At 48.4% G+C, this 19,890-nt stretch carries 23 protein-coding genes; 6 read left to right on the top strand and 17 right to left on the bottom strand.

The features are described from left to right. Positions 1–85: 85 nt before the first annotated feature. The 3 genes from C12CBH8_RS10815 (at position 86) to C12CBH8_RS10805 (ending at position 2,036) form a co-directional block, all read left to right on the top strand. On the top strand, positions 86–625 hold the full coding sequence (locus C12CBH8_RS10815) for a QueT transporter family protein (RefSeq protein WP_215533213.1): 540 nt from the start codon (positions 86–88) through the stop codon (positions 623–625). Positions 626–773: 148 nt separating this feature from the next. Then, complete coding sequence (locus C12CBH8_RS10810) at positions 774–1,601, top strand: epoxyqueuosine reductase (protein WP_215533212.1); 828 nt, start codon at positions 774–776, stop codon at positions 1,599–1,601. Between the two features lie 21 nt (positions 1,602–1,622). Further along, positions 1,623–2,036, top strand: coding sequence for a CBS domain-containing protein (locus C12CBH8_RS10805; RefSeq protein ID WP_090264908.1), 414 nt, complete (start codon positions 1,623–1,625; stop codon positions 2,034–2,036). 68 nt (positions 2,037–2,104) lie between these two features. Here the strand turns inward: C12CBH8_RS10805 and C12CBH8_RS10800 are convergent, their stop codons facing one another. The 3 genes from C12CBH8_RS10800 to C12CBH8_RS10790 all read right to left on the bottom strand — a co-directional run bounded on the left by C12CBH8_RS10800 (position 2,105) and on the right by C12CBH8_RS10790 (position 3,759). Beyond that, a complete protein-coding gene (locus C12CBH8_RS10800; protein ID WP_090264910.1) occupies positions 2,105–2,629 on the bottom strand; it encodes a DUF6125 family protein in 525 nt (174 codons plus the stop codon). Between the two features lie 60 nt (positions 2,630–2,689). Next, positions 2,690–3,040: a DUF3784 domain-containing protein gene (locus tag C12CBH8_RS10795; protein WP_090264912.1), complete on the bottom strand. Its 351-nt coding sequence runs from the start codon at positions 3,038–3,040 to the stop codon at positions 2,690–2,692. Positions 3,041–3,174: 134 nt separating this feature from the next. Beyond that, the gene (locus tag C12CBH8_RS10790) at positions 3,175–3,759 is read right to left on the bottom strand and encodes a TetR/AcrR family transcriptional regulator (protein ID WP_215533211.1); all 585 of its coding nucleotides are present in this window, start codon (positions 3,757–3,759) and stop codon (positions 3,175–3,177) included. Between the two features lie 189 nt (positions 3,760–3,948). Between C12CBH8_RS10790 and C12CBH8_RS10785 the strand changes: the two genes are divergently transcribed. Beyond that, positions 3,949–4,953 carry an NAD-dependent epimerase/dehydratase family protein gene (locus C12CBH8_RS10785; RefSeq protein WP_215533210.1) on the top strand — a complete coding sequence of 335 codons (1,005 nt, stop codon included), beginning with the start codon at positions 3,949–3,951 and terminating at the stop codon, positions 4,951–4,953. A 59-nt stretch (positions 4,954–5,012) separates the two neighbouring features. Here the strand turns inward: C12CBH8_RS10785 and C12CBH8_RS10780 are convergent, their stop codons facing one another. From C12CBH8_RS10780 to C12CBH8_RS10765, 4 genes are all read right to left on the bottom strand, one after another. After that, on the bottom strand, positions 5,013–5,903 hold the full coding sequence (locus C12CBH8_RS10780) for a DMT family transporter (RefSeq protein WP_215533209.1): 891 nt from the start codon (positions 5,901–5,903) through the stop codon (positions 5,013–5,015). A gap of 167 nt (positions 5,904–6,070) precedes the next feature. Continuing rightward, positions 6,071–6,871, bottom strand: coding sequence for an ABC transporter ATP-binding protein (locus tag C12CBH8_RS10775; protein ID WP_215533828.1), 801 nt, complete (start codon positions 6,869–6,871; stop codon positions 6,071–6,073). Positions 6,872–6,873: 2 nt separating this feature from the next. Then, positions 6,874–8,421, bottom strand: a complete 1,548-nt coding sequence (locus C12CBH8_RS10770) for an ABC transporter permease/substrate-binding protein (RefSeq protein ID WP_215533208.1) — start codon at positions 8,419–8,421, stop codon at positions 6,874–6,876. Positions 8,422–8,423: 2 nt separating this feature from the next. Next, the gene (locus C12CBH8_RS10765; RefSeq protein ID WP_215533207.1) at positions 8,424–9,038 is read right to left on the bottom strand and encodes a pyridoxamine 5'-phosphate oxidase family protein; all 615 of its coding nucleotides are present in this window, start codon (positions 9,036–9,038) and stop codon (positions 8,424–8,426) included. A 157-nt stretch (positions 9,039–9,195) separates the two neighbouring features. Between C12CBH8_RS10765 and C12CBH8_RS10760 the strand changes: the two genes are divergently transcribed. Together C12CBH8_RS10760 and C12CBH8_RS10755 are read left to right on the top strand one after the other, a co-directional pair. Continuing rightward, positions 9,196–9,531 carry a winged helix-turn-helix transcriptional regulator gene (locus tag C12CBH8_RS10760; protein WP_090264922.1) on the top strand — a complete coding sequence of 112 codons (336 nt, stop codon included), beginning with the start codon at positions 9,196–9,198 and terminating at the stop codon, positions 9,529–9,531. Positions 9,532–9,704: 173 nt separating this feature from the next. After that, the gene (locus C12CBH8_RS10755; RefSeq protein ID WP_099322787.1) at positions 9,705–10,571 is read left to right on the top strand and encodes a LysR family transcriptional regulator; all 867 of its coding nucleotides are present in this window, start codon (positions 9,705–9,707) and stop codon (positions 10,569–10,571) included. Between the two features lie 223 nt (positions 10,572–10,794). Here the strand turns inward: C12CBH8_RS10755 and C12CBH8_RS10750 are convergent, their stop codons facing one another. The 10 genes from C12CBH8_RS10750 to C12CBH8_RS10705 all read right to left on the bottom strand — a co-directional run bounded on the left by C12CBH8_RS10750 (position 10,795) and on the right by C12CBH8_RS10705 (position 19,890). Further along, positions 10,795–11,139 (bottom strand): hypothetical protein, encoded by a 345-nt coding sequence (locus C12CBH8_RS10750; protein ID WP_215533206.1) that lies wholly within the window; start codon positions 11,137–11,139, stop codon positions 10,795–10,797. Between the two features lie 90 nt (positions 11,140–11,229). After that, a complete protein-coding gene (locus C12CBH8_RS10745; protein WP_215533205.1) occupies positions 11,230–12,825 on the bottom strand; it encodes a TIGR04141 family sporadically distributed protein in 1,596 nt (531 codons plus the stop codon). Positions 12,826–12,863: 38 nt separating this feature from the next. Continuing rightward, positions 12,864–13,316 carry a very short patch repair endonuclease gene (locus C12CBH8_RS10740; RefSeq protein WP_215533204.1) on the bottom strand — a complete coding sequence of 151 codons (453 nt, stop codon included), beginning with the start codon at positions 13,314–13,316 and terminating at the stop codon, positions 12,864–12,866. Next, positions 13,316–14,494 (bottom strand): type II restriction endonuclease, encoded by a 1,179-nt coding sequence (locus C12CBH8_RS10735; RefSeq protein ID WP_246441552.1) that lies wholly within the window; start codon positions 14,492–14,494, stop codon positions 13,316–13,318. Before C12CBH8_RS10735 ends, C12CBH8_RS10740 begins: the two co-directional genes overlap by 1 nt. A gap of 1 nt (position 14,495) precedes the next feature. Further along, positions 14,496–15,647: a DNA (cytosine-5-)-methyltransferase gene (dcm, locus tag C12CBH8_RS10730; RefSeq protein WP_215533203.1), complete on the bottom strand. Its 1,152-nt coding sequence runs from the start codon at positions 15,645–15,647 to the stop codon at positions 14,496–14,498. A gap of 162 nt (positions 15,648–15,809) precedes the next feature. After that, on the bottom strand, positions 15,810–16,109 hold the full coding sequence (locus C12CBH8_RS10725) for a hypothetical protein (RefSeq protein WP_215533202.1): 300 nt from the start codon (positions 16,107–16,109) through the stop codon (positions 15,810–15,812). Positions 16,110–16,254: 145 nt separating this feature from the next. After that, a complete protein-coding gene (locus tag C12CBH8_RS10720) occupies positions 16,255–17,589 on the bottom strand; it encodes a plasmid recombination protein (protein WP_215533201.1) in 1,335 nt (444 codons plus the stop codon). Positions 17,590–18,060: 471 nt separating this feature from the next. Further along, positions 18,061–18,294 carry a complexin-2 gene (locus tag C12CBH8_RS10715; protein WP_215533200.1) on the bottom strand — a complete coding sequence of 78 codons (234 nt, stop codon included), beginning with the start codon at positions 18,292–18,294 and terminating at the stop codon, positions 18,061–18,063. Beyond that, positions 18,291–19,565 (bottom strand): AAA family ATPase, encoded by a 1,275-nt coding sequence (locus tag C12CBH8_RS10710; RefSeq protein ID WP_215533199.1) that lies wholly within the window; start codon positions 19,563–19,565, stop codon positions 18,291–18,293. The genes C12CBH8_RS10715 and C12CBH8_RS10710 overlap by 4 nt, the downstream gene beginning before the upstream one ends. After that, a complete protein-coding gene (locus C12CBH8_RS10705; RefSeq protein WP_215533198.1) occupies positions 19,555–19,890 on the bottom strand; it encodes a plasmid mobilization protein in 336 nt (111 codons plus the stop codon). Before C12CBH8_RS10705 ends, C12CBH8_RS10710 begins: the two co-directional genes overlap by 11 nt.

Here is a 19,890-nt window from a genome sequence, read left to right as displayed (position 1 = left end):
CTCTTTATCATAGATCAAGGATGGAGGAACCATCCGGTCAGTCGCAACATCCTGACCTAAAAGAAAACTACGGAGGAATGTCATCATGAGAGAAAATGTATCCCTGCGCCGGTTGTCGGAGGGGGCTGTTATCGCCGCCCTGTACACCGTGCTGACCGTAGGCCTGTCGCCCATCAGCTATGGCTTATTCCAATGCCGGGTGGCTGAGGCCCTCACCATTCTGCCGGCCTTTACGCCGTCGGCTATCCCGGGGCTTGCGGTGGGCTGTCTCATTTCCAACACCATCGGCCTGGCCATGGGCCTTAACGTGGCCGGCCCATTGGACATTGTACTCGGCACACTGGCTACCTTGTTGGCTGCCCTGTGCAGTTATGCCCTGCGCAACATCCGCTTTAAGGGAGTACCGGTGCTGTCGGCCCTGCCGCCTGTGCTGTTTAACGCCGTTATCATCGGCGCGGAACTTTCGGTGGCGTTCAACCATCCCCTGTGGCTGAGCATGCTGGTGGAAGTGGGGGCTGGTGAACTGGCAGCCTGTCTGGTTTTAGGCGTGCCGCTTGCCACGGTGCTGGTTAAGACAGGGGCGGCAGAACGCATCTTTGGCCAGAATACGGTCAAGAGGATTTGATTTTGATTCTTTGTGTCGGGCAGATAAGGCCCGAAAATGCAGCTCCCGAGAAAATCGGGAGAATAAAGTAAAAAAGCCCGCCGGCCCGGATGTTGGGGGCCTGGCGGGCTTTGCTGTACCAGAGGCTGAGAAGGGAGGGAAGAATAAAATGATCCAGTTTGACGCCATCGTGCCGCTGCTGCAAGAGGCAGGGACAGATATCTGGGGCTGCTGTGCCTTCGAAAAAATAGCGGATCGTCTTATTCCATGCCGCGCCCGGAAGAGGTTGATGGATGGAGCACAGTCAATCCTGGTGGGACTTTTTCCTTATCTGGTGCGGCAGGAAGAGGGGAATCTTTGCCGATATGCCCGTGTGCCCGACTATCATTGCGTAGTAGGGGATGTGCTGGAGGGCCTTCAGAAACGTCTCAAGGAAGCGTATCCCTCTTTTTCATTTGAATCTTTTGTGGATAATTCTCCTATCCCCGAGGTGCAGGCAGCCGCCTTAGCCGGACTGGGTACAGTAGGGGACAACGGCTTGCTGCTCCATCCGGAGTACGGATCCTGGTGTTTTATAGGGGAAATCGTCACTGATCTGCCGGTCAAGCCCACCGGGAAGGAATTGGTCCGCTGTATCCACTGCGGGGCTTGCCGGAGGGCATGCCCTGGCCGTACACTGGGAAAAGAGAACTTTGTACGAACAAACTGTGTATCGGACATTACGCAAAAAAAGAAGGACCTGACTGAGGAAGAGGAAGAAAAGATCGCCCAAAATGGCTTGTGCTGGGGATGCGATACCTGTCAGCTTGTTTGTCCCTATAACCGGGAGGTAACAATACGTCCGCTGCAGGCCTTTGCCGAACATTATGTCCCATCTTATCCGCCGGAACAAGGGGATGATCTTCCCCGCGCCTGGGAATGGAGAGGGGAAGCGGTCATCCAACGCAACCTTCGTATAATACTGGGAAAAAAAGGTCATACTAAACCTGCAAAATAGACTTGTGCAGGAGGGAAAAGTATGGCTTATGTCAGTGAGGTTATGAACACTAGAGTGGTGTCGGTTCCATCTCATGAACAGGTTACAAAGGCGGCCCAGCTCATGAGCGAACACAACATTGGATCCATCCCGGTGGTGGACAACGGCCAGATCAAAGGCATGTTGACCGACCGGGATATTGTATTGCGCTGTGTGGCCGAAGGGAAGGATCCGACCCATGTCAAAGTGGGGGATATCATGACGACAGGGACAGTCTATATCACCCCGCATCAGTCGGTGGATGACGCAGTGCGAATGATGTCCTACGAACAGATCCGGCGTCTGCCCGTGGTGGAGGACGGCAAATTGGCCGGCATCATCAGCTTGGCCGACTTGGCCCGTATGCGGGACCATACCGAAGTGGCCCAGGCCATTTGTGAGATCAGCAAACCCTGATCTTAAATCTTGCGGCAACCAAAAAGGCAGGTTTGACGTTTTTCGTCAAACCTGCCTTTTCCTGCACTCTAATCTTGAGAAGAGGCCAAAGTGAATTTCCAAGCGCAACAACAGCTCTCGTCGGTGATATCAGGGTAACAGCTCAGGACTTCGCATGCAATCCGGTCATCGATTTCCCTTGCAAATCCGCTGTATTCGATTATACCCACCGATTTGCACGGATGAAACGGCATCCCTTTGCGCTTCCTGGCATTTTGTACCCGGCAGTCCAACGTCCGGTAGATCAATGTATTGCCCTCTATTACAATTTCGTCCCGGTTAATGTTGGCGTAAAACCGGAACCGGAGGGCCTTGGCAAGCCCTTCCAATCCACTGCGGTCCGGCAGCTGGAGGAAGGCTTTGATCTTTCTGGCTTCAATGACGGTAAAACGCTCCCAGGCGTTTTCGTCATGTATCATGGCTTCCTCCATACCGAATTTGCGTTCTACCGACTGGAACCAGACGCCGTCCATAGCCAGCCAATTCTTGGAATACAGTTCAATCAGCTGGATGAGCTGTTCTTTGTCAAGATATTCCAGGGCTTGATTGGGCATACAACCCCTCTTTTCGCATGATTCTTAAGAAATGATACAATGGGATAGAGCAACATTCGGTTATCGCTGACCGGCGCGTTTGGGATGGACTCTCCGGGAAACATCCCTGCGATAGAACTTTAAACCGCCTCGTTTTTCAAAGAGGACGGCGCATACCACCAAATAAATCACATAGGCCAGCACCATCAAAGCGATCCAAATATCCTGTTTTAAGAAAAAGTAGCACAAAAGCCATACAGCATCCAAGGGGAGGAGAACAAAGGCGCCGAAGTCATGGCAGATGGATTTGATGCGGTACTGGGCCTGTTCCTCTTTTGGGAGGCTGTTAAAACCGATCAGGAGAGGGGAACCTCTTCCAGTGAGGAAAAGCAGGGTGAGCAATAGAAAAATGACCAATAACATCCAAGCCATCTGGAACCGACTCCTTTTCTAAAGAATAACCGATGAAAATCCACTGGAAATAAAACCATTATACAGGATTTTTCAACAGAAGTCTATTGACAAACAGTGAACAAGCCCCACAATTCCCGTCTTTTCCCAAGGAATCACGATCCTTTTTGCTGCAAAAAGCCGATGCCGAACATCATAATGGATTCCGCCATGGAGGCCATCTCCTCAGCGCTGGTAGACATCCCTTCGCTGAGCCATTTTTCCAGCAACCCGATGCATCCGGAGCTGACAAAGGCATAGTAGTATTCAATTTGCTTGGTCGTAGCGCCGGCGAAAAAGCGCATATAGGTTTCAATGCATTTCTCACGGCCGATGTTAATGAGCCGTGCTGCAAATTCCTTATCTCCGAAGGGGCCGAGGGTGACGGTGCACAGATCAGCGTTGTCCTTAAGGCATTGAAAAATACCGGTTGTGATTTTAAGAGGGGTCAGATCCTTTTCTTCCACATCCAGGAGGGGCTTTAAGGCCTGCAGGAAATCCTCCATCATATCCGATTCCATTTTGTAAAGCAGGTCGTAGATATCGGTATAATGGGTATAAAAGGTACCCCGGTTGATGCCGGCGTGGGTGCATAGTTCCTTGATGGAGATACTTTGGATAGGTTTTTGCCGAAGCAGATCGGTAAAAGCTTTGCGGATGAGCATTTTGGTGACGCGGGTACGATGATCTCCCTGTCTCATGAGGAGGCCTCCTAAATAACAACAATTTGTGAAGGATGCTTGGTATTCAACACAGCATGTCGGAAGTGTTGGATATTGTTTCAAAAGCCTTGGAAGTGCCCATTGAAGAGTGACATCAAAGAAATTATAATACAATTAGAGATGAAATTCAACACCGTGTATGTTATCAAAAAGAGGTGTCTATTAAATATGAAAAAAGTGTTTGTTGTCACCGGTGCCACAGGCCATTTAGGGGGCACCATCGTCCGGATGCTGAGGAGAAAAGGGGAAGAGGTTCGAGGGCTGATCCTTCCCGGCCAGCAGGCGGAGGACTGTGATAACGTCCGCTATATCAAAGGGGATGTGCGTTATATCGACACCATGCGTCCGCTGTTTGAGGGCGCAGAAGGAGCTGATATCATTGTCATTCACACAGCTGGCATTGTGGACATCGGGGAAAAGGTATCGCCTATGCTGTACGACGTCAATGTAGTGGGGACCAAACAGGTCATCAAACTGTGTAAAGAATATAAGGCAAAAAGGCTGGTGTACGTCAGTTCAGTGCACGCTATCCCGGAGAAGGATAAAACCTGTGTCCTGCAGGAGGTAAACCATTTCTCATCGGAGAATGTGGTGGGAGGATACGCCAAGACAAAAGCGGAAGCTACACAGGCGGTTCTCGATGCCGCTAAGGGAGGGCTGGATGCAGTGGTTGTACATCCCTCAGGCATCTTGGGTCCCTATGACAATTCAGGGAATCATCTGGTACAGATGGTCAGCGATTATCTCCGCGGGCTGTTGCCGGCGTGCGTCCACGGGGGATACGATTTTGTAGATGTGCGGGATGTAGCCAAAGGTTGTTTGCTGGCGGCCGAAAAGGGCAAAAGCGGACAATGCTATATTTTATCCAACCGGCACTATGAGATCAAAGACGTGCTGAAGATGGTGCGGCTTGTGGCCGGAGGCAAGAAGCTGCCGGTACTGCCCATATGGATGGCCAAAGCGGCGGCGCCTATGATGCAGTGGTATGCCAAACGCAAAAAAGAACGGCCTCTCTATACGAAATATTCACTCTATACCTTAAAAAGCAACGACAAATTTTCTCATGATAAGGCCACAAGCGAGTTGGGATACCGCCCGAGAGACTTGTTCCAGACCATTCGGGACACCGTCCTGTGGATGCAAAAAGGCAATAGTATTCCCCTTCCCGCGTGATATGACTCAATGATAAAAAGGAAAAGGCCATGGTCTTCGTCGCCATGGCCTTTTCCTTTTTATTTACGATGAAATATAGGATCCCTGTGAGAAAAAGCGCATTCTCCGAATACAGCTCCGCCGAGGATCAGCATAGCGCCCAGGAGTTGAAGAGGCTGCATGATTTCCCCCAGGAACAGGACGGAGAAAATAACAGCCGACATAGGTTCGAAATATCCAAGGATAGCCACTGTCTGCACGGGGAGCTGTCTGATGGAGGAGAAGTAAAAATAACAGCCCAATCCGGTGTTAAATAGGCCCAGGATCAAGATGGGAAACAGATCACTGCTACGGATGGAGAAGAAAAATCCCTGCTTACAGCCCAGGAAGACAGCCACAGTCAAAAAACCGGTCAAAAGCTGGAACATAGAATTTTCAAGACCGGTAATACGGTGAGCCTTCTTGTTAAAGATGACCATCACAGCGTACAGAACAGCCGACATAGCGCCGCAAAACAGACCCCATCCCATATTCTCTTGTTGGACAGCCTGGAAATTCACCAGCAAGACACCGCAGACAACCGTGAGGAAACCCGTTGTTTTGGGCCAAGTGAGCCTTTCGTGAAATAAAAGAGGGGAGGCCGCCATCACCAGGACCGGGCCGCAATAATAGGCCAAAGACGCCATACTGACACCTATCTGCTGGTAGGCTTCGTAGAGAAACATCCAGCTTGCCCCCATGGCCGCGCCGGATACAACGAGAAATAGGAATTGTCTTCTGTCTCGTAAAACGCTTACTTTTTGCCTTGTCAGCTTAAAGATGGTTAACAGCGATAAACTGCCGATAAATGTTCTCCAAAAGACGATTTCCGTACTACTAAGAGAAATATAGCTCGCCACCACGCCGTTGGAACCAAATAACAGCAGGGCGGCGATATAGGCTGCATATGCTTTGTTAACGGTGTTATGCATTCTGGACTGCTCCCTCTTTATCGTCTGTATCTACAGTGTAGCATATCCTTGTCCAGTAGAAAAGCGGATATTTTTCATAAATATCATGAGAAAAACAGATGGAATAAAAGAGGGAGCCATAGCAAACATCTTCTGCTGAAAGAGACAGCTCTGTATAGGATTGCCCATCAGGTTGATGAATCATTTACGCCGCTGTATTGACAATGGATCAATTGTTCTTCCGGCATGCGGCAATAACGCCGTTCCTTTTCCACCAGATGATCGACAAACGGAGTGGCAGGATGCTGAAGAAGTTCCTGGGGCGTGCCGTACTGCTGGATTTTTCCCTGATCCATCACCAATATTTTTGTCCCGAGCTTCAGAGCTTCCGAGATATCATGGGTTACAAACAGCACGGTAATACCGGTCTTGTGGTAAATCTGGTGCAGTTCATCTTGAAGCTGCCCGCGTGTGATTTCGTCTACTGCGCCGAAAGGCTCGTCCATCAGGAGAATGTCGGGAGACGCGGCCAAAGCCCTGGCGATGCCCACTCTTTGCTGCTGTCCGCCGGAAAGCTCATAAGGATACCGGCCTCTCAGTTCCTCGTCCAGTCCCACGATGCGCATCCATTTGCTGACGGCTGATTTGGTCTTTTGTTTATCCTTTTTGTTGAGCAGGCTGGGGACATAAGAGATATTTTGTTCCACCGTCATGTGGGGGAACAGGACGCTGCCCTGAATGGCGTATCCGATATTTCTGCGCAGCGCGATCATATCCATCTGCCGTATGGATTGTCCATTGATTAGGATATCGCCGCCGGATGGCTGAATCAGACCATTGACCATTTTCAGTACGGTTGTCTTCCCGCAGCCTGAGGATCCAATGATGGTGACGAATTCACCTTGTGAAACCGATAGACAGAATTCATCCAAGACCACTTTGGAGCCGTATGATTTTTTTACATTTTTAAATTCGATTGCCGTTGCCATCATCACTTCACCTCATTTAGGAGATTCTTTTCCCGCAGGAATTGCTCAGCCACTGCTCTAGGTTCTTTTCCTTCTGATTCCACTTGGTAATTCATCTGTGACATTTCACTATCTGTAATAGAATAAGACATCGTCTGAAGCACATCACGGAGTTCTGGGTGCTGGTCGAGTACCTCACTGCGGACGACATTACCGCAGAGATAGGAGGGATAAAAACCCTTGTCGTCCTCCAGTACGGCAACGTCGGAAACACTGAGTTGGCCGTCCGTGGTGAAGATGACCATGACGTCGATTTTCCCCTGGTTGATGGCTTGGTATTTTAAGCCGATGTCCAGGTCCATGGTCTCTTTAAAGGTCAGACCGTAGGCGTCACACAAGGCGTCATAGCCGTCCTCACGCTCGAAGAAATCGTATTCCGCGCCAAAGATCAGCTGACCGGCGACCTTTTTCAAATCGGAATAGGTCTTTAAATTGTATTGCTGTGCGACTTCACGGCGCACCACCAGACCATAGGTATTGTTAAATCCGTACATCCCCGCCCACTGCATCTGGAGACGGTCTTTGTACTCCTGCTGCATGGAGTCAAACAGATCTTCGGTGTACAGAGAATCTTTCTTGAGCACCATGTTCCATGCGGTACCGGTATACTCGGGGTACAGATCGAACTCACCGTTTTCCATGGCCGGTTGGATGTTGGAAGTGCCCCCGCCCACACCTTGGGTCAACTCCACGTTTAAATCGGTATCCTGTTCAATTAAGATATCCAGCATCTCGCCGAGAATATATTGTTCCGTCATGGGTTTGGTAGCAATATGGAGGGTATCCTCTGGCCTAGACTGGAACATGGTTGAGCCAATCACAGCCAGACAAGCAAACAGCGCGACGGCTGCCATAATCCGATTGTTTTTTTGGGATGCTGCACTGTGCATTTTCATCCTTTTCTCGAGAAAGCCAAGGACAAAATCCACAACAAGGGCCAACAGAGCAATCAAGAGGCTTCCCACCATAGTCATCGCGGCGTTGTTGGTTGTAATCCCCCTGTAGATGGCTACGCCCAGGCCGCCTGCTCCAATGAAGGAAGCGATACCCGCAAGGGCGATGGTCATGGTCACCATATTGCGGATCCCCGACATGATAACCGGCATGGCCAAAGGAAGTTTGATCCGGAAGAGGATCTGGAGCCTTGTGCTGCCCATGCCTTTGGCGGCCTCCAGCAGGATGGGGTCGACATGGGTGATACCGGTGTGGGTGTTGCGGACCATGGGGAGTAAAGCGTATACCGTGAGGGCGATAACGGCGGTTGTATTCCCCACTCCGGAGAACGGGATCAAGAAACCCAGCATGGAAATGGATGGAATGGTATAGAGAAAGTTGATGACGCCTAGAGTCAGCTTTGAAGACCTTTGGTACTCGCTGATCAGGATGCCGGCCAGGCCGCCCAATAGGATGGCGATTGCAATGGCGATCAGTGAGATTTCGACATGTTCCCAAAGAAGGCCAAGGAAAAAATCATTTCTTTCCCAGAAAGTGGACCACATATCCTGCAGCATGACTACACCTCTCGTTTTCTTTTTATGGCAAGGGATGGACATTGTTCTGCACAAAGGCCGCAATGCAGACAGTGGCTCTGCTCAATGGTATAAGGACTGCCTTCACAAATGCAGTGTTGCGGACAGACGATACTGCAGTGGCCGCAGCCGATGCAGGAATCTGTTATGGTAAACCCTTTCTTTTCACTGCAGGACTGGCCGATGGACAGGCTTTGGCGGTAGATAGGCTGTTTCCCCAGATCAAAAAATTCAATTTGGCCTGTTGTGATACAGAAAGGCTCCAAGATGTAACGGCTTTCACCGGGATAGACATGGTTCATCGAGGGGTTGTACTGGAAAATACGATCGATCCATTTTTTCTGATCAGGGAGCTTTTGGACCTTGCCGTGAAGACGGATCATCTGGAAATCACGATTCATGCCGGTAATGGCCACTTGTCCGGTTTGAATCAGCTGGCGGAAGAAATCCTTTCCACGAGCCGTACAAAAATAGAGCGCATCCTCCTCCACCAGCATGACGTCGATGATCCGGACCTGTGGGATTCCATTCTCGTCCACCGTGGCAAATGCCGCATCTTTTATCTCCCGCAGCAACTGCAAACATGTTTGTGCATTCATATGAAAGTCTCCTTTGGCATGCTTTTTTGAATGTTCTTGACAGCGTATATCGCCTAATGATAGGATAAGGATATAGTGCCGATAAGTAAAGTACGCACAATAAAGTGCCATAGTTACAAAAAGAAACCATAGGATTTCTGTATCTGGGGGTCATAATATGGCAGTACAACCAGTGAAAAGGGAATTGCCGGCTTGTCCAGTGGAGACCACATTAACGCTTATCGGGGATAAGTGGAAGGTTCTGATCCTACGGGACCTATTGCCTGGGACAAAGAGATTTGGTGAATTAAAAAAATCCATTGGGAGTGTTTCGCAGAAAGTGCTGACAACACAGCTCCGGGCGATGGAGGAAAATGGATTGGTTCACCGAGAAGTTTACGCACAAGTACCTCCCAAAGTAGAGTATTCCCTGACAGAGCTGGGAAGAAGCCTCAAGCCGATTCTGGACGCTATGAGGGATTGGGGAGAAGGGTATCAAGCATCTGCAAAGTAAAAAAGTGGCGAACACCAGGGACCGGATGTTCGCCACTTTTTGTTTTTGATGCCTGTAAAAGAAAAGCCGAATGAGAATCTTTATAAAAACTTATTATACCACCGATACGATTGTTTTGCTATAATTATGGTATAAAAATAGGATGATTTCAGAGAGAGAGGGATGGTAAAGCAATGGATACAAATATTCAGAAATACATGTCGTTTGTAAAGACTGTGGAATACGGCAGCTTTACCAAAGCCGCAGAAAAGCTTCATTATTCGCAATCGGGGATCAGCCGTATGATCGGGGATCTTGAAAAAGAGTGGAAAGTGGTTTTGCTGGAACGGGGAAAAAGCGGGATAAAATTGACTTCCGACGGACTGAAATTACTGCCTTATGCCAAGAGCCTCGTTACAGAATACGAGAAATTACAAATGCAGGTGGACGAACTCAACGGCCTGCAATCAGGGCTCATACGCATCGGGACGTTTTCAAGCGTGGCCACGCATTGGCTCCCCAACATCATCCGGGAGTTTCAAAAGGATTATCCTAACATAGATTATGAATTGCTGTTAGGCGATTATACAGAAATTGAGGGCTGGATCCAAGAGGGACGAGTGGATTGTGGATTTCTTCGGCTTCCGACACATCCCGAGCTTAAGACGATCTTTTTGGAACAGGATAAATTGATGGCTGTTTTTCCAGAACATCATCCATTGACAGCTTATGAAAAGGTACCTGTGGCGGCTCTCTGTGATGAGCCGTTTCTGTTGCTTGAAAAAGGGGGAAAGGCGGAGGTATCGGAAATTTTTGACCGGTGCAATTTGACGCCTAAGATCCATTTTATCACTTGGGACGATTATGCTATCATGTCGATGGTGGAAAGCGGGCTGGGGATCAGCATACTGCCGCAGCTCATATTAAAGCGCGTACCATATAAGATCACTGCAAAGGAGCTGAATCTACCTGCATATCGAGAGATTGGACTGGCGTTAAAGGATCAAAAGACAGCATCCCTGGCGGTAAAGCGCTTTCTTGATTATTTACAGTACCGGTAAAAAAGATACCGGGATGACAAAAAGCCCTTGCTGATGAAAAATATCAGCAAGGGCTAAAAAAAGGATCCAGTGTCTCTATTACTCCCACTCGCTCCTGTCAGCTATATTCTAAACGGATTTGCTTATGGAATTTAGCTCAGAGTGTTTCTATTGTTTTCATTATCCAGATAGTTTGGGTTATCTGATTTTTTGTTGCCATTGTGTTGCCACTCGGCGTAGGTCGTCAAATATGGTATCCAAGATAATCCATAGTAAAGATCAGAAAATAGCATATTGCCGTTTCATAGTCAACACTTTCTTTCTCGCTGATGCCCTCGATAAGATTTTCTTGAAGTTTATCAAATTTCAAATCAAGAACAGGGGTTGAGAGAGCATCCCATACTCTCTCAGGATTATCATGTCCCCAAAGGTCGAATGCAATCGAAGCGTAGCCCGCTTTAAGTATTTTTTGATACATATCACGGTTGACTGCAAAAGCAACTGCGTCCTCCGCCGATAGATTTTTTTCTCTCATGATGATCCGTATCATATCTTGTGCCGCCGCGTTGTTCCTCAGATCTAATTTCATTGATAATTACCTTCCTATCTTTTGTTGATACTTTTAAGTGCATGAGAATGGAGTGTTTCGTGCTTTCACGACTTATAGGTGTGCACTCCGCTAAACTTTTCGTACAGAACATATCGAAAACTTGAAGTGCATTCGGTCTAACTCCTGCGCGGTGATCATTAAATTCACCTTGCTAAAAAATGGAAGCTTTGCTTCTGTCGAAGAGTCTTTGGTATCAATAATTGCATAAACGATTTCAAATTCATTAGACTGAGGCTTTTGATTATAGTCAAAAACCTCAGAACCGAATTTTTGGGCTGCAATATCTGAAACCTGCTTGCGGAAATTCAAATCACTCACAAAACATTCGGCAGCCACCTTTCCTTGTGAAAAAAGATGGCTTAACTGTGCAGACTGACCTTTGTTTTTTACATGGATCAATTGTTTATCTCGAGTAAAAATATCGCAGGCTTCGATTTGCTTTGGACCGTTTTCAACGGAGATTAACTTCTTGTCCATTAAACAGAAATCTGGATTGTTTTCCGCAACCATTTCATTGTATGCGCCTTCGTCCTTGTCAGATGGACAATCTGGCAGTTCAATATTGGACAGTGGAATTTTTGTGTTGATAAAACTATTTACCTGATCGAAGAAAGAAGATTCCACATAATACCAAACTCCGGAGCAAAGAATATAATTCTTCTCTTCGTATTTTGTTTGGAATACGAGTGCTGCATAGATACTGCATACAACAAATGGCGTACCATCAGAGTTCATTGCATACAGTTTATCTCTACGGAGTTTTTGGTATATATTTGTCCCTGCTTTGATTTTTTCAATATACTCAGTCAAATCGAGATCAAGATTATAGTTTTCAGCCACATCCAGCTTTTTCCCTATTCCGGAATAGCAAAAACCGATAATGCGATCCCAATTAGTCGTTTCTGGAGGCGCAATATGCAGATGATCGACTTCGCGCTTTTCTATTGCGTCTGCCAATTCGAAATCTAAAGCTTCCGCCTGAACAGAATCTCTAATCTCTGCAACATTGTCAACCCATTCAAACCCAATTTTTTTGTATCGACTGCCGCTATAAGCGTCATAATACAATTCGAGTTTTTCTTTGAGATCTGTCATTTTCATATAGACAGATACAACCAAAGAGTCCTTTCCGCTAATATGGTTTCCATATATGGGGTCGTATGGCTCGCCTGTGAGTCCTTTCATAATATCGTTCGTAACATTGAGCCCAAATTCATCCTGCGTTGTACTATAACTTGCTTGGCGTTGCGTGATAACCACCATATCTTCAATTGTGGCTGCGTTAATACTGCGCATTTTGTTAGGATCAATCGTATTGAGCGCAACCTTTAGTCCAAAATTTCGCTCAAGGCATTCTTCCTTGAGAAATGAACGACCATATCCAAACACAACCGCCATAATTCTATTCCTGACACGCAGGAGTATGACTGCTTTATTTGAAGTGTTTTCTGTAATGTCTATGGTTTCCTCTGAAAGCTCATCCAAATATGATTTCCATCGCGGGAATTTTTTTCTACTGTCACAATAGTATATTGTTCCATCCAAACCAAACATGGCTTTAAGTTTGGACGAAGAAAGTGAAGCCGCGGATTTAAGACAATCGCTAAATTCGTGTATATATTCCTTAAAAAGAAAAATCGTTAGGTTGACTATTTGATTATCCAAACGGCACACCTCCCCCATTAGTTTTACTCAGATGTTTTTTAAAGCTCTTCAAACAGTGTTGGAGAAACAAAAAAACTGCTACATTTTTCGATTACATCTACTTCTCGACATCTATTTTTCATCATCTGCTTAATAGTACATTCCCATACAATCAGGCACTTAATGCCACGCTCCAGCAATTCCGCTTTCACTGCGGCATCCCGTCGTACATTGTCATCAAACTTCTTCTGCCAAAAGTCCACGCGGCTCTTTGGCATATACGCATATTTGCAACCTGAGTGACGATGCCAGAAGCAACCATTGACAAAAATCGCAGTATTGTATTTACGCAGAAAAATATCAGGATGACCTGGAACAGACTTGTCTGCAATCCGGTAACGATATCCCTGTGCAAACAGCAGCTTTCGCAGATACACTTCAGGCTTCGTGTTTTTTGATCGTATCGCAGACATATTCTGACTGCGCTTTTCTGGAGAAACGATATCCGCCATCAGAGTCCTTCGACCTCGCGTACATAGGAAACGAACTTTGAAAGCGTCCATATTCTATCCTGCCGATCTGCAGGATAGGTCGTAATGTATTGTCTTGGAACAACAAGAATAACATTCTCACTTTGCATTTCATCCATCTGAGCCGGGGAAATTCCCTGCTGAAGCGTACAGAGATATTTGGGTCTGTCGCGCAAACGATCGGCTTCGTTGATAACCTGACGCCAGCGATCCTTGCAGGTCGTTTTGGCAGCCAGAGAGATTAGCTTGTCTGTCGGGAAGGTCATATCATGATACGATTCCTGCGACGGGAAGATAAAGTCGGGTTTCTTGTTGCCCTCTGTAACAGCCTGTGCGGTGTATATAATTTCATTGCCATCAAAAATCGCAGACAGATGATGTTCCAAGCTCTTTCCTGCTCGACTTTTCCTGCGGTTCAGAACCATATTTGCCATCATGATAAATTCGTCTACGGATGCAAATCCACGCGCAATTGCATCTCCGTATCGGGCGTGTTCGATTGCACGAAAAAGTGCATACTCTGTATTTGTCCAGTCGATGATCTTGCGATCAGGATTTGTGCGGATAAATTCAAGATGGTCATACACACGATTCTGTATGTCACGGGCTGCTGCGGACATATCCTCCGAGAGTGGAAAATCTACTGTCAATCCCGCAATGAATTCCTGAATAGCAATCCGTTCCTGAGTTTCATCCTGTATCTGTCCAGCATCGATCAGTCGGTTTGTTTCTGTCGGACTGATACCAAACGCATCAAGGAACTGGTCGATGTCTTCTTCAGAGTTCAGTACAAATGCCTGATAGTCCTCGGCATCACATTTTGCAAATACAAAAAGAGCCCCCGTATACTCTGGCCGCAGGAAAGGAAAACCTCGTCCAAAATTCGTAATTCGATATTCGTTTCGTGTGCCCTGACCGTAGTAAATAAAACGGGTATCTGTTTCAATATCATCCTGCCACTTAACTTTTACCCATTTTTCCTTGTTTGCTCCTTTAATGCCCGGTTCATCAAAGAGAATGGGGATTGATGGCTTCGAAATATAGATTCCTGCCTGATGTCCTCCGGTTAAGCCGGTATCATTTGCCGAAAGAAATTTGCAGTAAGCCATTTGACTACTCAGAACTGCCTGTATTGCCTGAATTGCGTATCCTTCCATCATTTTAACCCACCATCCCTTCAACTTTATGAGAATTCATGGCAGAATCCATTTCTTCCAGTTTTTTTACGACAAGCTTTGCAACCTCAGCCATTAAAGGTACGACAACAGAATTGCCGAACTGTTTATACGCCTGGGTATCCGAGACGGGAATTTTGAAGCTGTCCGGGAATCCCTGGAGACGGGCACATTCTCTTGGTGTTAGCCTTCTGGGATTTTTACCCTCCTGCGCGATCAGAATTTCAGACCCGTCTTTATAATATCTGGCACTGATGGTGCGGCTGATACCGTCAAGCGGTGCAATTCCATACCCGAAGCCGTTACCTGCTGCCTTATGCTTGGCGGCATAATTCTGAAGATACGCCCACAGTTTATCAGAGAGAGTATACTTGTCACTTACATCGGGTTCAAGAATGTCTCTTATTACAGGAGCTTTTTCAGGCAGGGTCAGATCGAAATCAAATTCAACATTCTTGCCATATCGCTCCATGTCAAATCCAATAATCACAATACGCTCCCGGTGCTGAGGAACATAGTTTTTTCCATCCAGAATACGGAAAAATATTTTATAGTTCAGCTCGGCAAGAGATTCCTGAATCACCTTGAATGTGCGGCCTTTATCGTGGCTGCATAGATTTTTTACATTTTCAAGCATAAAGGCTTTTGGCCGCTTTGCCTTCAAAATCCTGCACACATCAAAAAACAGAGTTCCCTGCGTTTTGTCCTCAAAACCTGTCGCCCGACCCAAACTCTGTTTCTTGGATACACCCGCGATAGAAAACGGCTGGCAGGGGAAACCTGCTACAAGAATATCATGGTCAGGTATATCGGCAGCATTTACTTTGGTAATGTCACCATCTGGTTGTTCCCCAAAATTGGCGAAGTAAGTTTTCTGGCTGTATTTATTCCATTCATTGGAATATACACAGTGTCCACCAGCGCGTTCAAATGCTATACGCATACCACCAATACCCGCGAACAGGTCAATAAAGGTATAACTGTACTCTTTGCAAGGAGTTTCCACTTTGTTTTTTATGAGCAATTGTCTGATAGCAACAGACAGGCAGTCCTGCATTGACTGTCCACTAAGTGCAGAATATTCACTTAATTCTTCATATATTGCATCATCAACACGAATGTGTACCTGCTTTGCCATATCAAAACCTCCGGCGGGAATATAGTGGTATCTATTGTTTCCCATTATAGCATGAATGCAAGTTTTTTTCAAGTATTCTGGGAAAAGTAATGCACCAGATAATTCCCAGAGTAATAAAAGAGCCACCCGCAGGGAGTCATTCTCCCCACGGGCAGCGTTCAATCACTTCTTGCCTTGCTGCAAGTTCTTGATGTTTTTCTTAGCCAGCTCGCTGGCCGCTTTCCGGCGCTCTGCGCTGTACGGGGCGTTCAGCTTGAAACTGAACCGCCCTTTCCTGATCTCAAATGTAAGGCAACCGTTCTCATCGTCATCCACCAACCGGCACTCAGACGGATACTTTCCCGAATACTCACTCAAACGGTTTTTGAGGGAAGTGTTGTAGGTACACACCTCGATGATGGGACTTGCCTCGTCAAAAAAGACGCTGGTTGTCTTTTGCTTCTTGGAAAGACCTGTTCTCATGAAACCTCCCTATTTTCACAAATTTTCTCCGGCTTTACACTGGCAAAAGTAAGCATTTTTTCGGATAGAAAGCACCCAAACGATACATGATTCAGTTCAGATGCCTCTATCCGCAAAAATCCTATTTTCTCAGGTCTACACAGGATTACCGCGCATCCCGGTCATGCCGCCGCTTCTGACTGCGGCTCCGCTCCTTTTCTGCCTGCTCCTGCTGCTTGATAGCGGCCACCGTTTCGGCTACACGCTCCGGCCCATAGGCCCGGCACAGCCGGTGATAATCTCTGGCGGTCTCTTGCAACTTGGCGTTTTCGTTCCTGACCTCCGCTAACTGCTTCTTCAAATGCGGGACCTCCGTATCATATTTGCGCTGCAACAGCTCGAATTTCTGACAAACATCCAGGTAAGCCCGGTAAACAGAGCGCACCACCTTGACGATTTTCTCCAACAGCGGTTTGGATTTTTTCTCCCGGTAGGATTTGGCGGACTCCATTCTATCGGGGAGTGGTAGCAGGTCCTCCGGGTCGGAAGAATACTCAGCCGCCAGTTTCTCCATGCTCTTGAGTTTGGGAGCCAGCAGCCGGAGTTCCGTCTGCGCTTCTTTAGTTGCTTTTTCGGCCTCGGCCTTATTTACCTGAAGCTGGCCAATCTCCGCCTGAACCTCCGATTTTTCTGTTTGCAGCTCCGCCAGCCGCGCCTGTTCTCTCTCCACCTTAAACTGCGTCACCGTCAGATGTTCCTCGGAGCTGCCGCGCTCACCGCGCTCCACATCCGTGTATCCGGCCTCACGCATATACTGGAAGAAATCATCCTGCAACACGCTGTACGATTTTTTGAGAACAGGTTTACCCTTCGCCGTTTTCAGCGGCTCGCCGGTGACTTCATCCAGAACCGGCTTGGAGGCCCACTTCTTGCTCATGCTAACCTGCATGACCGTTTCTTTTACCTTGCCCACCAACGACTTGTCTTTGCACCGCTTAGACCAGCGGATTTGCTTCTCCACCACCGGCACATAGACCACATGGAGGTGGTAGTGGTACACATCCTGCCCCAATGCCTTGGACATAGCCCGGTTGCGCTCGTCGGCGTGCATGACCGCCGACAGAATGTACTGTTCGCCGCCCACAATTTTGATTGCAGCCTGGTATGCGTCGTGGTAAAATTGTTTTGCGAAGTCATATCCGCCGTGGTTGAAAAAGTAGGCGGAGTTCACATCGAAGATCAGCTCGCCGTAGCGGAAAGCGTCCACCTTGATTCCCCGTGTGGAGATGATACCGTCTGCCTCCATCTGTTCAAACTGTTCCAGATAGCCGCCGTTAGGTTTCTTGAAGTGGACATTCAGATGGGAGCGTTCCGGGACAATATCCTGGTTGACATACGATTCTTTTTCACGCTCGTTGTGCTGCTGCGCGTTTTTCAGTTTGGGTGTGGTTAGTCTCATATTTCTTGCGCTGGTACGATGGATACCGTCGCCTCTTGCCATAGAACTCCTTTCTCGCCCCACAAGGGCGGTTGAGATGCGGGTAGCTTTTGGGGATGCACTTCTGCGGAAGTGTAATAACCCACTATGATACTTTCATCCTGCGGCTGCAAAGTATCGTGGGCTCTCCGAGGGGGAGTGCGGCTCCTGCGGGAGCCTCGCCGCCTTTTTCGGCTTGCAGGTGATACCCACAGCCTTAAAATGCGGTGTGACCGGCGGTCTCTTCGCAACCGTGTTTGCTCCAATTCCGCCGCCCACGGGCAGGGAAAATCCGCCGGATTCTCCCTGCCTTAGCCATCGCCAAATCTGCGGATTTTTCGATGGGGACGGGGGATGCGGAGAGCGTGTGCTGCCGGCCAATTCGCCTTGTCCGCCAGCCACAGGAGCGTGTCACGCTCCTGTCCAAGCCATCAGGGAGAAGATTGACTTTTGCGCTAATTTCATTCGCAAGATTAGTATGAAAGTAAACACCTGTTACCAGCGAAAATCCGGGAATACGCCGCGCCGGTCCAGATACTCCTGCCGGGCCTGTTCCCGTTCTTCCACGCTGGGTGCGGTCTTATATTTTGCATACAGCTCGTGCCGCATCAGGGCGTCCAGCTTCTGCTCCAATCCCTGCCGGATTTCATCCTCGTATTCGTCATCATAGCCGAGGTGATACTCCACCAGTGCCACGAACAGATCATAGGGAATCTGCACATTCCTCATTCGCTTCCGTTCCTTTCCGCGACGGCTGCGACGATAGCGACGGTTGTTTGGGCGGCAGCGTTTTCACCGTTGCAACCGTCGCTACCGTCGCGCCCATCCTCGACCACTTCAAAAGTCGTAGCCTCCACCAGCATATAGGTGAGCTTCACCTGCCGCCCGGCGTGCCTCGCTTTGTTCTCGTAGCCTACATGATACTCATCCAGCAGCCTGCCGGATTTGACATTCAGATACTTGGTCAGCGCATTTGCCGCCATGCCCACCTGTACTGCTGCGGCCAGCTCCGAGGGAGAGCCGGTCCACTCCTGACGCTCAGCGGAAACCAGCTTTGCTACTGCTTCCAGCACCGGGTCCGGCGGTTCCCTGTGTGGCTCCGTTTCCATGCGCTCCAAATTCCAGATTTGCGTTTCCGGGTCCTTTTTCAGATAGAGGATCTGATCCTGCTGGTCGCGGCCCACCACATCAATGGTGGCCTCCAACGCGGTTCGCTTTTTCTTCTGCATCAGCAGGGAACCATCGGCGCAGCCCAGCAGGCCCGTGGTGCCGGAGATCATCTCGAAAGCATCTCCGGCGGGTTGCTTCCGGGTATGGTGGACGGTCAGCACGCAGATACAATGCTTATCTGCAAACTGCTTGAGTTTACCAACGATCTCATAATCACTGGCGTAGCTGTACGCCTCGCCGCCCACTTCCCGGATTTTCTGCATGGTATCAATGATAATGAGCTTGGTGTCCGGATGCTCCCGCATGAAATTCTCCAACTGCTCGTCCAAACCGTTCCCGATTTTTCCGGCAGCGGTGGCGAAGTGCAAATTGGGCGTGTCGTTCACGCCATACATCATAAACATCCGGTTCTGGATGCGCTGGAAGTCATCCTCCAAAGCGAGGTAGAGGACTGTTCCCAGGTGGACTTTGCAGCCCCACAAATCCTGCCCGGTGCTGACATGGTAGGCAATCTGCGCCACCAGAAACGACTTGCCGATCTTGGGCGCGCCCGCCAGAAGATATGCTCCCGAATGGAGCAAATTTTCAATGATAGGTGGACGGCTTTTGTAGGAAGTCTGAAACAGCTCGGTCATGGTGAGTGTGTGCAGGTAGTGCGGGTCGGCCATACGCTGCATCTTACGGTACATTTCCTCCAAATTTTCCATTTCCCCGTTGCCTTTTGCCTCCAAAGCGGGTATACTGTTGTCAGAATCTTTTTGAATGGACTGCCTTTCATCTGCGCCAACAGATGTGCTTCGGGCAGTCTTTTCTTTTGCGTCAATTCCCATAGGCAGCTTCCTCCTGCATCCCGTTCATAATGGTTGCGATCATCTGGATGGTGTCCAGCAGCTCGTCGCTCACGCCCTGCCCGTCCTCAATGCGCCGCAGCTCGTCCAGCACAGCGGCAAACTGATCTCGCAAGGCCTTGTAGACCCTGGGATTGCCCTGCACCACGACCTCCTTTTCCAGCAGCCGCCGGGTGATGTAATCCTGCTTTGTCAGGCCGGACAACTTGACGAAGATTTCCAGCTGCTCGTCCTCCTCTGGGGAGACCCGGAAGGCTACTGTTTTGTTCCGCCAGCGGTTGTGCTTGTCCAAATTCTTTGCTGACAT

It is taken from the genome of Solibaculum mannosilyticum (assembly GCF_015140235.1).
Taxonomy (GTDB): Bacteria; Bacillota; Clostridia; order Oscillospirales; family Acutalibacteraceae; genus Solibaculum; species Solibaculum mannosilyticum.
Note: the sequence above shows the minus strand (reverse complement) of the source record. Positions and strands in the feature narration are given on the sequence as shown.

Excerpts from the sequence above, each read along its gene's own strand:
- C12CBH8_RS10760 (WP_090264922.1), top strand. The coding sequence starts at position 9,196 with ATGGCAGTACAACCAGTGAAAAGGGAATTGCCGGCTTGTCCAGTGGAG.
- C12CBH8_RS10800 (WP_090264910.1), bottom strand. The coding sequence starts at position 2,629 with ATGCCCAATCAAGCCCTGGAATATCTTGACAAAGAACAGCTCATCCAG.
- C12CBH8_RS10725 (WP_215533202.1), bottom strand. The coding sequence starts at position 16,109 with ATGAGAACAGGTCTTTCCAAGAAGCAAAAGACAACCAGCGTCTTTTTT.
- C12CBH8_RS10750 (WP_215533206.1), bottom strand. The coding sequence starts at position 11,139 with ATGAAATTAGATCTGAGGAACAACGCGGCGGCACAAGATATGATACGG.
- C12CBH8_RS10765 (WP_215533207.1), bottom strand. The coding sequence starts at position 9,038 with ATGAATGCACAAACATGTTTGCAGTTGCTGCGGGAGATAAAAGATGCG.
- C12CBH8_RS10720 (WP_215533201.1), bottom strand. The coding sequence starts at position 17,589 with ATGGCAAGAGGCGACGGTATCCATCGTACCAGCGCAAGAAATATGAGA.
- C12CBH8_RS10805 (WP_090264908.1), top strand. The coding sequence starts at position 1,623 with ATGGCTTATGTCAGTGAGGTTATGAACACTAGAGTGGTGTCGGTTCCA.
- C12CBH8_RS10735 (WP_246441552.1), bottom strand. The coding sequence starts at position 14,494 with ATGATGGAAGGATACGCAATTCAGGCAATACAGGCAGTTCTGAGTAGT.
- C12CBH8_RS10755 (WP_099322787.1), top strand. The coding sequence starts at position 9,705 with ATGGATACAAATATTCAGAAATACATGTCGTTTGTAAAGACTGTGGAA.
- C12CBH8_RS10785 (WP_215533210.1), top strand. The coding sequence starts at position 3,949 with ATGAAAAAAGTGTTTGTTGTCACCGGTGCCACAGGCCATTTAGGGGGC.
- C12CBH8_RS10710 (WP_215533199.1), bottom strand. The coding sequence starts at position 19,565 with ATGGGAATTGACGCAAAAGAAAAGACTGCCCGAAGCACATCTGTTGGC.
- C12CBH8_RS10740 (WP_215533204.1), bottom strand. The coding sequence starts at position 13,316 with ATGGCGGATATCGTTTCTCCAGAAAAGCGCAGTCAGAATATGTCTGCG.
- C12CBH8_RS10790 (WP_215533211.1), bottom strand. The coding sequence starts at position 3,759 with ATGAGACAGGGAGATCATCGTACCCGCGTCACCAAAATGCTCATCCGC.
- C12CBH8_RS10815 (WP_215533213.1), top strand. The coding sequence starts at position 86 with ATGAGAGAAAATGTATCCCTGCGCCGGTTGTCGGAGGGGGCTGTTATC.
- C12CBH8_RS10715 (WP_215533200.1), bottom strand. The coding sequence starts at position 18,294 with ATGAGGAATGTGCAGATTCCCTATGATCTGTTCGTGGCACTGGTGGAG.
- C12CBH8_RS10780 (WP_215533209.1), bottom strand. The coding sequence starts at position 5,903 with ATGCATAACACCGTTAACAAAGCATATGCAGCCTATATCGCCGCCCTG.
- C12CBH8_RS10770 (WP_215533208.1), bottom strand. The coding sequence starts at position 8,421 with ATGCTGCAGGATATGTGGTCCACTTTCTGGGAAAGAAATGATTTTTTC.
- C12CBH8_RS10795 (WP_090264912.1), bottom strand. The coding sequence starts at position 3,040 with ATGGCTTGGATGTTATTGGTCATTTTTCTATTGCTCACCCTGCTTTTC.
- dcm (WP_215533203.1), bottom strand. The coding sequence starts at position 15,647 with ATGGCAAAGCAGGTACACATTCGTGTTGATGATGCAATATATGAAGAA.
- C12CBH8_RS10775 (WP_215533828.1), bottom strand. The coding sequence starts at position 6,871 with ATGGCAACGGCAATCGAATTTAAAAATGTAAAAAAATCATACGGCTCC.
- C12CBH8_RS10810 (WP_215533212.1), top strand. The coding sequence starts at position 774 with ATGATCCAGTTTGACGCCATCGTGCCGCTGCTGCAAGAGGCAGGGACA.
- C12CBH8_RS10705 (WP_215533198.1), bottom strand. The coding sequence starts at position 19,890 with ATGTCAGCAAAGAATTTGGACAAGCACAACCGCTGGCGGAACAAAACA.